The sequence below is a fragment of the Flavobacterium limicola genome (assembly GCF_003634755.1).
GTDB classification, from domain to species: Bacteria; Bacteroidota; Bacteroidia; order Flavobacteriales; family Flavobacteriaceae; genus Flavobacterium; species Flavobacterium limicola.
Genome location: NZ_RBXA01000001.1, coordinates 1,513,191 through 1,525,890 on the forward strand (window position 1 = coordinate 1,513,191; position 12,700 = coordinate 1,525,890).

11 protein-coding genes are annotated in these 12,700 nt (G+C 32.6%); 3 read left to right on the forward strand and 8 right to left on the reverse strand.

Annotated features, from left to right (window positions below):
* Positions 1-95 precede the first annotated feature (95 nt).
* Complete coding sequence (locus BC952_RS06685; RefSeq protein ID WP_121364774.1) at positions 96-1,556, reverse strand: TonB-dependent receptor; 1,461 nt, start codon at positions 1,554-1,556, stop codon at positions 96-98.
* Between the two features lie 94 nt (positions 1,557-1,650).
* Here BC952_RS06685 and BC952_RS06690 point away from each other — a divergent pair, with 94 nt between their 5' ends.
* Together BC952_RS06690 and BC952_RS06695 are read left to right on the forward strand one after the other, a co-directional pair.
* Positions 1,651-2,415, forward strand: a complete 765-nt coding sequence (locus tag BC952_RS06690) for an MBL fold metallo-hydrolase (protein ID WP_121364775.1) — start codon at positions 1,651-1,653, stop codon at positions 2,413-2,415.
* A 6-nt stretch (positions 2,416-2,421) separates the two neighbouring features.
* On the forward strand, positions 2,422-2,922 hold the full coding sequence (locus BC952_RS06695) for a hypothetical protein (protein WP_121364776.1): 501 nt from the start codon (positions 2,422-2,424) through the stop codon (positions 2,920-2,922).
* Between the two features lie 58 nt (positions 2,923-2,980).
* Here the strand turns inward: BC952_RS06695 and BC952_RS06700 are convergent, their stop codons facing one another.
* From BC952_RS06700 to BC952_RS06715, 4 genes are all read right to left on the reverse strand, one after another.
* Positions 2,981-3,628: an alpha/beta hydrolase gene (locus tag BC952_RS06700; protein WP_121364982.1), complete on the reverse strand. Its 648-nt coding sequence runs from the start codon at positions 3,626-3,628 to the stop codon at positions 2,981-2,983.
* A gap of 5 nt (positions 3,629-3,633) precedes the next feature.
* Positions 3,634-3,990 carry a hypothetical protein gene (locus BC952_RS06705; RefSeq protein WP_121364777.1) on the reverse strand — a complete coding sequence of 119 codons (357 nt, stop codon included), beginning with the start codon at positions 3,988-3,990 and terminating at the stop codon, positions 3,634-3,636.
* Between the two features lie 4 nt (positions 3,991-3,994).
* The gene (locus tag BC952_RS06710) at positions 3,995-5,248 is read right to left on the reverse strand and encodes a dihydroorotase (protein ID WP_121364778.1); all 1,254 of its coding nucleotides are present in this window, start codon (positions 5,246-5,248) and stop codon (positions 3,995-3,997) included.
* Between the two features lie 110 nt (positions 5,249-5,358).
* A complete protein-coding gene (locus BC952_RS06715; RefSeq protein ID WP_121364779.1) occupies positions 5,359-7,287 on the reverse strand; it encodes a vWA domain-containing protein in 1,929 nt (642 codons plus the stop codon).
* A 182-nt stretch (positions 7,288-7,469) separates the two neighbouring features.
* Between BC952_RS06715 and BC952_RS06720 the strand changes: the two genes are divergently transcribed.
* Positions 7,470-8,582: a lactonase family protein gene (locus tag BC952_RS06720; RefSeq protein WP_121364780.1), complete on the forward strand. Its 1,113-nt coding sequence runs from the start codon at positions 7,470-7,472 to the stop codon at positions 8,580-8,582.
* A gap of 59 nt (positions 8,583-8,641) precedes the next feature.
* Here BC952_RS06720 and BC952_RS06725 read toward each other — a convergent pair whose 3' ends face one another.
* From BC952_RS06725 to BC952_RS06735, 3 genes are all read right to left on the reverse strand, one after another.
* Entirely contained in the window at positions 8,642-9,994 is a 1,353-nt protein-coding gene (locus BC952_RS06725; RefSeq protein WP_121364781.1) for a DEAD/DEAH box helicase, read from the reverse strand.
* Between the two features lie 89 nt (positions 9,995-10,083).
* Positions 10,084-10,455: a response regulator transcription factor gene (locus BC952_RS06730; RefSeq protein ID WP_091171968.1), complete on the reverse strand. Its 372-nt coding sequence runs from the start codon at positions 10,453-10,455 to the stop codon at positions 10,084-10,086.
* An 11-nt stretch (positions 10,456-10,466) separates the two neighbouring features.
* On the reverse strand, positions 10,467-12,635 hold the full coding sequence (locus BC952_RS06735; RefSeq protein ID WP_244200105.1) for a DUF4838 domain-containing protein: 2,169 nt from the start codon (positions 12,633-12,635) through the stop codon (positions 10,467-10,469).
* Positions 12,636-12,700: the final 65 nt, after the last annotated feature.

Consider the following 12,700-nt stretch of genomic DNA (forward strand, 5'->3'; position numbering starts at 1 on the left):
CTAAAAACTGAAATCAGATTTTGAAATGCAAAGAAAAGTCCAGAGTTGAGGTTATAATTTACCGCAATTCTGGACTTTTTTTATAATTTAATGTACTAGTTGCTTTCGTTCAAGACTTTATTTGGATCAAACCCAAAAAGTCTGTGTTCTTTAATTATTTCTGCGATACCGGAAGGAAGCATTTGTTCCCAACCTGGTTTTCCATGATTAATCATATTCAAAACTTCACGGGAGAAAACTTCTAGAATTGAAGGGTCATAATCGTCAATATCAACTACTTTACCATTGAATTTGAAGAATTTATAAAGTTCTTTCATTCTTGGATGTACTTTCAAATTTTCGGATGTAATAATTTCTCCATTTTCACCAATCATTGGATACAAGAATACCTTCATATCGCGGTAGAATAATTTCCCAAAAGCTTCCAGAATTCCACCACTTAAATGACGGTAATATTTCTCGTCAAAAATATCTACTAAATTATTCACACCCATGGCTAATCCCATTCTGGCTTTTGTATAATTCGCAAAATACTCCACCACTTTATAGTATTCCTGAAAGTTCGAAATCATTACGGTTTGTCCAAGAGAACACAATAATTCAGCTCGATCCATGAAATCTCTTTCATCAATTTCACCATCGGAACGTAAATTTGATAATGTAATTTCAAAAACTACCAGTGTATTTTCAGCATTTACTTTATTCTCGTTCAAGAACATTTTCAATGATTTCTCATACATGTCCATATTCACTTTTGTAACCGGACGAAAACTTCCTCTAAAAGCAAGGATATTTTTTTTGTACAAAATAGCTGCAGGGAGTATGTTTTTTCCATCAGGATTGAACATAACGGCATCAGTCATTCCATTTTTGACAAGTTGCAAACTCATCAAACGATTGTCAACATCTGCAAAACGCGGTCCTGAGAAGTTAATCGTATCTATTTCTAATTGGTCTTTATCAAGGTGGTCGTATAAATAGCGTAATAAACGTTTAGGATCATTGTATTTGTAGTAAGCACCGTAAATCAAATTTACACCAAGGATTCCAAGAGTTTCCTGTTGCAAACGAACGTCAGTTTCTTTAAATCGAATGTGAAGAATAATTTCGTTATAATCCTCATCTGGTTCAATTTGATAACTTATACCCACCCATCCGTGTCCTTTGAATTGCTTTGCAAAATCGATGGTAGCAACGGTATTGGCATAACTAAAAAACATTTTGTTAGGATGTTTTTCTCTGCTCAATCGCTGCTCTATAAGATTTACTTCATGAGAAAGCATTTTTTTTAGTCGGCTTTCAGTGACATAACGGCCGTCCTCTTCAATGCCATACACAGCATCACTAAAATCTTTATCATAGGCTGACATTGCTTTTGCAATTGTGCCTGAAGAACCACCAGATCTAAAAAAATGTCTTACAGTTTCCTGTCCAGCTCCAATTTCTGCAAAAGTTCCATAAATATTTTCGTTCAAATTGATACGAAGCGCTTTATCTTTAATGGAAGGGATTTGTTCGATGATTTTGTCACCTTTTAATTTTATTTCTGTATCCATTTTCTTTTAATATGGCTAATATGTTGCAAAGTTAATGAAATAGGTTTCTAATGAAAGATAATTAACCCTATTTTTGTAAATAAAAGTAATAAAATTGAAGGTATATTTTTTAGGAACTGGCACGTCACAAGGGATTCCTGTTATTGGGAGCAATCATCCAGTATGTAAAAGCACTGATTTTAAAGATAAAAGACTCAGAGTTTCCGTTTGGATTTCTTGGGAAAATTACTCTTTTATAATTGATTGTGGACCTGATTTCAGGCAGCAAATGCTTTCTTCAAATTGTCAAAAAGTAGATGGAATCCTTTTTACTCACGAACATGCTGATCACACAGCGGGAATAGATGATATTCGTCCGTTTAATTTCAAACAGGGAGAAATACCAATTTATGCACATCAAAGGGTTATCGATAATTTGAGAAGGCGGTTTGACTACGTTTTTGAAACGGTAAATAAATATCCCGGCGCTCCTTCTGTTGCAACTATTGAAGTTGTCAATAATGAACCATTTTGTCTGGGAAATAAAACGGTAATTCCTATTGATGTAATGCATGGGAATCTTCAGGTTTTTGGATATCGAATTGATGATTTTGCCTATTTAACGGATGTGAAAACTATTAAAAAAAGCGAAATTGAAAAATTAGAAAACTTAAAAGTGTTGGTTATAAATGCTTTACGGGAAGAACCTCATGATACTCATTTCAATTTGAAAGAAGCATTAGATTTTATAACTTTGGTGCAGCCAAAAAAAGCGTATCTCACTCATATCAGTCATATTATGGGATATCATGAAGAAGTACAAAAAAATCTTCCCGATAACGTTTTTCTGGCTTTTGATAATTTAGAAATTACAATTTAATTTACAATGAAAAAATCATTATTCCTTTATCTAACTATTTTGGCTGTTCTTTCAACCATTTTTACCTATATGTTTTTAAGCAAACAGGTGACATTTGAACAAAACAGATACGATAAGACCACAAAAAAATTAAGAGACAGTTTGAGTTTGGTTTCGAATCAGTTGGCTGATGCTAATTATTTTTCTTTGGCTAAAAATGAAAATGCACAAAATTATTTTGATTCAGAAAGTTCAAAAAAAATAATTCAATATGAGAAATTAATTCCTGTTGTTACTGAAAAATTATTAGATTATAATTCCAATCCAAAAGGCAATCCTTACACTGGTCAAGACCAAATTAGTGCTAATAAATTTATTATTAACAAAGTGAAAATACTAAACCACAGATGGATTATTGCGGACTTCAGTGATGGTGAAATTTGGGGAGAAGTTTTTTTGAAATATTTTGTCAATGAAGATGAAAGCATTTCTTTTGAAGTGAATCAATCGTTGTTGTATCAGAAATAAATAAGCAGTCGCAGTTTTCAGATAGTATACCCTGACAACTGCGACTGATTACTGAAACTTATTTTTGCTGAAGCCAATTTTTGAAGTCATAAAAGTTCTGTGGAGCAACTCCATGACCAATTGGATATTCTTTGTAAGTTATATTTATTCCTAAATTCTCCAATATTGAAGGCGTTTTTCTCGCCCATTCTACTGGAATTACCTGATCTACTGTTCCGTGTGAAGCAAATATTTTCAGATTATTAAAGTTGTTTTTGAGGTAATCCTCAGATACAATTTCTAAATTTAAATACCCGCTCATAGCGACTACTTTCTGAACTTTTTCAGGATAAGAAAGTGCAACTGCGTAACTCAAAATAGCGCCTTGGCTGAAGCCAACTAAAGCAATTTGTTTATTATCGATTGGATAATTGGCAATTAACTCATCAATAAATCCAGCTATTAAATCCCTAGAAACTTTAGCTTGTTCGTGGTCAGAAAATTTGTTTTCGTCCGCATCAAAGTTAATGGCGTACCAAGCAAAAGCACCGTATTGCATATCATAAGGCGCACGCGCTGAAATAATGTAATATTCTTCAGGAAGTTCCGTGGCGAAGGAAAATAAATCCTCTTCGTTACTGCCGTATCCATGCAATAAAAGTAAAAGTGGATTCTTGTCTAATTTTATTTTTGGTTCTCTTATTTTGTATTCTAAAGATAAATTCATTGTAATTATGATATGTTTGATAACCATTTTTGATAATAAGTCCCTAATAATGGAACTGGTTTTGTTTCTCCTTTTATAGCACTTGTAATGCCATACGACCATAAAACAAATACGAAAATCCACATGGGAGCGGATATCATTAAGCTGTCAAAATTGCTGATGATCAATCCCAATGATATAAACGTTAAGGTAAGTCCCAGTCCTTGACGGATGTGAAAGGAGGCAAATGCATTTTTATCCTCTGAGTTTATTGACATCGCTATGAAAACGCCAATTCCTAAAATATAACTGGTAATCGCGGCAGTTTTACCGGACTCTGAATTATTATTATTATTATTATTATTATTATTATTATTATTCATTTTTCTATGCTAAAATTAATTTTCCTTGATTCATAATTCCGTACACTTTCCCCTTTATTTCAGTACCTAGAAAAGCAGAATTTTTAGATTTGGATAAAATAGATGATTTTGTAAAAATGCTTTTTGGTTCTGGATTAAATAAGGTAATATTTGCTTTTGAACCTTCATTAATCGTTTCTGTTTCGATTCCAAAAGTTATTTTTCCGGAGGTCAATTTATCTATTACGGTTTCTAATGGCAATACGGTCATCAAAGCACCAAAAGCACTTTCTAGCCCAATGGTTCCATTTTTGGCACCGTCAAATTCCATTTTCTTGTGTTCAATGTCCATCGGATTATGGTCGGATGTAATCATATCAATAGTTCCGTCTTTTATTCCTTTCAACAAAGCCTTTCTGTCGGTTTCAGTTCTAAGGGGCGGAGAAACTTTATAACGCGTATCAAAACCTTCCAGTTTTTCATCGGTTAAAACCAAATGATGCACAGCAGCACTGCACGTTACATGTAGTCCGTTGGCTTTAGCCTCTTTGATTAATTGAACTGATTTTTTAGTAGAAATTGTTGGAATGTGAAGTTTTCCTCCGGTATATTCTAACAGAAATAAATTTCTTGCAATTTGCAATTCTTCGGCAAGATTTGGAATTCCTTTCAATCCTAATCGGGTAGAAACAATGCCTTCATTTGCAACTCCGTTTCCTTTTATATTTTCGTCTTGAGAAAAAGCAAGAAGCAATCCATCAAAGTCCTGAACGTATTGTAAGGCGATTTTCAGCAAATTAGCATTGTCCAAACTTTTATTATAATCGCCAAAAGCAACGGCTCCGGCTTTTTTCATATCATACAATTCGGCCATGTCTTTTCCCGCACTTTCTTTGCTCAAAGCACCAATAGGATAGAGTTGAGTTGCAAATCCTTGTGCTTTATTCAAAACAAAATTCACTTGGGATTGATTGTCAATAATAGGGAAGGAGTTGGGTTGTAATGCGATTGCGGTAAAACCACTTTTTGCAGCTACAGTAAGTCCGTTTGAAATGGTTTCCCTGTCTTCAAAACCAGGTTCTCCTAGAGAAACGCTGCTGTCAAACCAGCCTTGTGAAACGTGTAAATTATCAAGCTTTACTTCGTCTGCTTTATCTGGATTTGGAAGTGATGTTCCAATTTTTTTTATAAAACCATCAACAATTAAAATATCTGCAGTCTTATTATGAAAGGGACTTTTTGAATCGATAATTTTAGCGCCTCTGATGATTAATTTCATATGTAGATAATATTTATTTTTTAATGGAATATGGAATTCGTATTACTGCATTAACTTTTGCAACCAGACAAATTTCACATTTATTTTTTCAAGTATTTAACCTCCGTTATTTACTTTACGAATCGTATAATTGCCATTTCGCTAATCAGAAATAACAGTGCAAAGATAACAAACCATTTCCAAATTTGATTGTCAGTTCTGTCAGTTTGTAAAGTATCAAATAGCGATGGGATGGATTCGATTGTTTTATAGTCAGAAAGAATATTGTCATTGGCTGAAGCCAAATCACTTTCAGTTCTGTTGTAATTAAAACTGATGTTTTCAACCCATTCTTTTTTATTGAAAATGCTAAAGTTCCCAGCTTGTCCCGGATAATCATTGAAAGTCATTCTGACTTTATTATTCAGAATTTGTTGGATAGGAATAAATTGTTCATCTAAGCCTTTTACCGTTAAAATAGCGTCTTTGTTTAACGATGCTTCTGTCAAGTGCGGATTGTTATTTCCTATTATCAGAGCATTTACACCGTTGTTTTGATTGTTCATTGCCATCTTGTAAAATGTAGGCACTATTAATGGAGATTGCTGAAAATTTGAATTTTTGATGTTGATAGGAGCTGCAAAAACGGCAACTGCTGAAACCGAATTTGCTATCGATGTCAAGAAAACACTTTGGTCTTCATAAGATAAAGCAGCAGGACTTGAACTTGATAATACGAACGATTTTTTTGTTTTTGGATATTGAAAATTAGTCACTTTGTTTTCAAAAACATTATTGAATATAGGATGATTGAAGTTGATTTTAGTAATCAGCTTTTCTCTGTTTTCTAAAGAATTGAATCTAAGATTTCCAAAATTTGAAATAAAAGAATTCAAATTGGTAATGGAACTTATTGCTGCAGGAATCACAATTAAATTGCCGCCTTTTTCTACAAAAGATTTCAAAGTGGTCGCCAAAGCTTGCGGGATTTCATCTAATTCATTGAGAACAATTGCATCTTGTTCTTCCAGTTTGTTGTAGTCTAATGCGCTTAAAGTATAGTTGTTAAAATTGAATTCTTCACTGGTGTAAATTCGGGAAAGGAAGTTGCTTTTTGATGGTTCTCCAATGCTGATAATGTTGGCTTTATTCGTTTTAGAGATACTGAAAAATAAGGTGTTATCATAACTCAATCCATTGTCAACTATCGAAAAATAACCATGAAAAGCTTGTTTTGGAATGGTAAAGTTGAGGTTTTTTTTCTTTGTGTCTAAAGTTACGATTGTCTTTGCAATGAGTTTATTTTCGTTGTATAGAGAAATTGGAATCGGTTTGAAATCATCACCATAACCGGATATTTGCACACTAATTTCATAAAAATTTTCTAATGTTTTATTGATGAAAACGCTGTCAATAGAAACATTATTTTTTTGTTCTGCTTTTGGCATTATAAATAGAGGTGAATCTGTTGCATCACTATTTTTCAGTTGTTTTTTATCAAGACCAACAGCATCGGTAATGACAACGATATCTTTTTTAAAAGCCGATTTATGCGCTTTTATTTTTGCCATTATATTATCCAATTGGAACGGAGTTGCGCTGTATTTTAGATTTTGCAAAGCACCACGAATCGACTTTATATCGGTGTTCCAATAATTTTCGGAATTGGTAAGCAAAGAAAAATTTACATTTTCCGGAGTTTCTTCAAGCAGTTCCTGAACAGCTCTTTTTAGCAATTCGCCTTTTTTGCCTTTGGCTTGCATACTAAAAGAATTGTCCAAAATAATATACAATTCATTGTTGGCATTTTTGCTGTCTTTGGATTCAAAAAAAGGCTGTGCAAATGCTATAATAATACAAGTTAGCAATAATAAACGACAGGCGAGAAGCAGCCATTTCTTGATTTTAGAGCTTTTTCTGGTTTGAATCGAAAGTGCTTTTAAGAAACGAACATTAGTGAAATATTCTTTTTTGAAACGGCGTAATTGAAATAAATGAACCAAAATTGGAACAATCAATAAGAACAGAAAGTATAAAATTTCGGGATTTTTAAAATGCATTTCGAGGTTTAGTTTACTTCAATGGATTTTACTTTCAATGGAGTTCATTGATTTCTATGAGTCAAAAATACAAATTTGTTGACAGTTTTAGATGAAGTTGTTATAATTTTTCAAAGGAATAAACAATTGACATTCATTATGGATATAATGTGTATTTTAGCTTTCTAATAAAATTTAAAAACATGAAAAATCCGTTTGCTATTGTTCTATTAATTTTCATTTTTACAAGTGTTCAGGCACAAAAAAATAAATTTAATTTACTGATTGGAACCTACACTCAAAGCTGCGATAGCAAAGGAATTTATGTATATGATTTTGATTCAAAGACAGGTGATTTCAGTTTTAAAAATGCGACTGAAAAAGTTATAAATCCAAGTTATTTGACGGTTTCAAAAGATAATAATTTTGTGTATTCCGTAAATGAATTTGGTGCTGAAAGTTCGGTAAGTTCTTTTAGTTATAATCCAGCAAGCGGAAAGCTTGACTTAATCAACAAGCAAAGTTCAAAAGGTGCTGATCCTTGTTACATTATAAACGATGATAAAAATGTAATTGTTGCCAATTATTCTGGTGGGAATATTTCCATTTTTGGTAAAAATAATGATGGAAGTCTTACTGCAGCAAAGCAAGTAATCCAGCATTATGGTAAAGGAATTAATACGCAAAGACAAGAAGGTCCGCATGTACACATGGTTCATTTTTCTCCAGATAAAAAGTTTATTTTGTCTAACGATTTAGGGAATGATAAAGTGTATTCCTATGGCTATAATCCTAATTCTGAACATACTGTTTTAGAACTGAAAGACAGTATTTCAGTAAAATCGGGTAGTGGACCCAGACATTTGACATTCAGTAAAAATGGAAAGTTTGTTTATTTATTACAGGAACTTGACGGAGCCTTAACGGTATTTAGTTACTCCAACGGAATATTGACAAAGATTGATGAAACGACTATTTTAGCTAAAGATTTCAAAGGAACGTTCAGTTCTGCGGATATCCATATTTCGCCTGACGGGAAGTTTTTATATGCGTCTAATCGCGGTGAAGCCAATAACATTACAATTTTTAAAATTCTAAAAAATGGAAAATTAGTTTTGAAAGGACAAACCAGTACTTTAGGAAAAGGACCTAGAAATTTTGCCATTGACCAAAGCGGGAATTTTCTTCTGGTAGCACATCAATATACTAATGATGTGGTGATTTTTAAAAGAAATAAAACTACGGGAGCACTTACAGATACTGGAAAAAAAATAGCTTTATGTTCTCCTGTTTGTTTGGTTTTTACTAAGAATTAAATAGTAAGATTCAAGAAAAAAGGCTAAAAATGATTATCATTTTTAGCCTTTTTTTAGTCTTATTTGTTCTTGTCTTTTCTCTTTTTGTCTCTGGTTTTTAGCATGTTTCTATTTACAGAACCGTGCGTTTTTTTCTTTGTTACACCAGGTCCACCCAAGTTGACTTTCTTGTTCTTTTTACTTTTTTCTTGAAAAGCGCCATCTCCGTCAAGTTTCTGTTTTTTCATCAAAAACTTAATCGGTTGTCTGTCTTTTTCAGGTTCAATTAATTTGGATGAAACTTCAACGGTTTCTGGGAAAGGCTCAATTGCCAATTCCATATTCATCAGTACTTCAACCTCTACTTTGAACTCTTCTTCACGAGGCGCGATAAAACTTATGGCGGTCCCTGAAGCATCGGCACGACCAGTTCTACCAATTCTGTGCATATATAATTCTGGCATTTCTGGCATTTCAAAATTGATAACATGAGTAATATTTGAAATATCTAAACCTCTGGCCATAATATCTGTGGTAATCAAACCACGTAAATTTCCTTCTTGGAACAAAGCCATCGTGCTCAAACGATAATTTTGTGATTTATTAGAGTGAATTACTCCAAACTGACCGTCAAAATCTTCCTCGATTCGCTCGAGAACCATATCTGAAATCTTTTTATTATTCACAAATACCAGAACACGACTCATGTCCTCGTTATTTTGCAATAAGTGTTTTAGAAGGTTTATTTTGGTATTGAAATTAGGAACTTGATAGGATAATTGTTTGATATTTTCCAATGGTGTTCCTGAAGCAGAAAGTGTAACTTCTTCTGGATAATCAAAATAATCATTCAAAATTGCATCTACTTCATCTGTCATCGTAGCCGAAAAAAGGATGTTTTGACGTTTTTTTGGCATCATCGCTAAGATAGCTGTCAATTGCGTACGAAATCCTAAATTTAGCATTTCATCAAACTCATCGATTACCAGTTTTTGCATCTCTTCAAAACGAATGACATTGTCCAGTGTTAAATCCATGATTCTTCCTGGAGTTCCCACTAGTATGTCGCAACCTTGATAAACGGTTGTTTTTTGAGTATTAATATTGACACCACCAAAAATACCAATAGTTCGAACCGACATGTATTTTGTCAATTTTTCAACTTCTTCCACAACTTGCACGACAAGTTCACGTGTAGGAACCAGAATCACTATTTTGGGTGTATGACCTGGAGTAAATTTATATAATTTCAATAAGGGCAATAGGTAAGCAAATGTTTTACCGGTACCCGTTTGAGCGATTCCCATCATGTCTCTTCCGGACATTATCACAGAAAAAGTTTTTTCTTGAATAGGAGTCGGTGTTGTAAATCCTAAATCGTCTATTGCTTTTTGTACGGATTTAGGAAGATTGAATTGCTCAAAAGTAGTCATTTGCTTAAATTTTTTGCAAAGATAGTCTTTTTGAAAGTAATGCTCTAAAATCAACGAATTTCAGGTTACATTTTAGTTTTTTGATTCAATTAATGATTTAATAATCGCTTCACTCGAAGTACCAATTCGTTTGGATTAAATGGTTTTGCAATGAAATCATCAGCACCAAGCTTAAACACTTCACTAACGGAATGTTCTTCTTCGCCCAAAGCAGATAAAACTATTATGGGTATTTTTTCAAAATTTTCTTTAACAAAACGAATAACTTCCAGCCCGGATTTATAGGGTAACAAAAGGTCGGTAATTACCATATCTGGATTTATGGAGTGTATTTGTTCCACGGCACTTAAACCGTCCTTAATAACGCTCAACTGGTATCCTTCCTTATTGAGAATGAATTTAAGGATTTTAACCATCAATTCATCATCTTCTATAATTAGTATTTTTTTGTCGCTATTCATTTCGAGATATTTTATTTTTTATAAAGTTCAATCTCATCAATCATTACCATTGGTTTTTTTAGCTTTCGTTTTCGCCAAACGGGTAATTCTTCTTGGTTTTCTATTATTAATTTTATTTTTTCAAAATTTCTGAAGTTTTTATCTTGTATTTCTATTTGGGATGTTTTGACAGTATAATCTTTAGTTAAATTTACAATTTTTTTTTCATTTATGAGATTCCATTTTTTCTTTTTAAAGCCATAAATTAAAATTTTATTAGGCAGAAAAATCCAGTGTCTTTGATTGTTTAGAAAATTTATTTTTAGTTGATTAAATTCTAAATTATTCGTTATTAGTTCTATTTCGGGATTGGTTCCATACCAACCGATCCAATTAATATTATAATCAGTATGTCCTCTTATTCCATCAACTAGTCCGTAACCTCCTTTTCCAGTAAAACCTTCAGCTGGTGCAGTTAAAAAATTGACTTGCATTTTTTCTCCAAGATGTGTTGTTGTTTCTCTGGCTATTTCTAGCCAATCTTCATAATATTTATCTGGTGATAACCCATCTTCACTCAATTCGTAAATTCCAAATTGATTACAAGTTTCAGCAAATTTACGAACTCTTTCATTGAGTCCTTTTTTTACCTCTTTTTCACCTTTTTCGTTGATAATAAACATCCCATGTTGGTCTTTTCCATAAAATTTAGATTGTTCAAAAAACACAAACTCTAATGCCAGTCTTAATTTATGTATTCTGGATTCTAAAGTAAGGTCTCCATCAACTGCTTCTATGGCTTCCTCCAGTAATTGATCGTATTGGTTCATTGCCTCGGGGGATAAAAATGTATTTCTGCTTTGAACGGGACCGGAGTATATATCCAAATCAGCGTTAGAATTTTTCTGATTTTCGGTTAAAAGGACTAAATATTTTTTGATATTAGAGGCTGCTTTTCCATAGAAACCTCTTAAAAAATCATCTGTAGTTGTTTCAATATTAATTTCGGTATCCCATAAAATTTTTGCTAAAAGATATTGTCTCAATTCCGAAAAATCACCGGGAACATCAGCATAACCTTGCACAAATAGACCTTTAACATTATTATGTTTAAAAAGTTTATAATTATCAGAAAAGGTATGAAAGTTTGGAAAGGGAGAAAAATAGTTTGAAAATTGCACTGTATAATCCCATAAATATAGATTAGAAGCTGTTTTTCCCCAATTTTGTAATATTTTTATAAACGGTTTGCTTTCTGTGTCATTTATAATTGATTTCCCACGATTCAATTCGATTGGACAAAATAAAGTATATATGTTAGGTTCTATTTTTAGGCCTGTTGGTGGCTTGTAAGTGTGTAGGTAGGCCAAAGTTGTTATTTTATTTTTTGGAAAACGCATGGCAATTTTGTTTAAAAAATAGTAAAGAGAGCCTTGAGGTCCACCATGTTTTTCATTCAATAATTTGCATTGAGCGCACTCACAATAAACGGCATCATCATTTTGACTCACTGAGTAAAAAGTAGTGTTTGGGTTTTCAGTAATTATTTTTCCCATTTTTTTTGTCACAATGGCAACAACGGTATCATTAGTCATGCAAAGTGACTCGGCTCTTCGGTTTCCTTCATACAAAGCATAAAACTCAGGATTCGTTTTGAAATATTCTTTTGGCGGTAGAAGTTTATCAAAGGAATGTCCCCAAACGCTGAAGTCGTTTAAATGCCAATCTAATTTATGCCAATCCCTGAAATCTTCATCATATGCGTCAGGATATAAAATGACTCTGTATTCAAAAGATGGTTTGTAGTGTTGCGTTGTGTTTTTTGGAAATTCAACTTTTTTTAATTTTGGAATATAAGTATCTATAGAAGTGAATTTTCTAAATCCCCAGCTTTCCAGTAAGGTGTAAACTGCGTAACGTAATGATTTTTCATTGGGTGCTACCAAAAAAATATCTTTCGAATCACTTTTAATGATGAAACTATTTATGTCTTTTTGGTTTTCTGAATTTGATATTCTAAGGTAAATTGTTGAAGTAGTTTCTTTATTATTGTTCTCAATTTTGATAAAAAAAGGATTCAAAAAGCTTTTGTCTAAATAAGATTTTAGGATTTTTGCTGCTGATTTTGCGTTTTCTTCCGTTATGTGAATAGTATTTTCATTACCCATTTTATTCTCGATGATAATATTGGATTGCGCCATTGTTTTAAAGTTAATAAGAACTAAAAAAAATAGTGTACAAAATAATTTCAGTTGTTTATTAAACA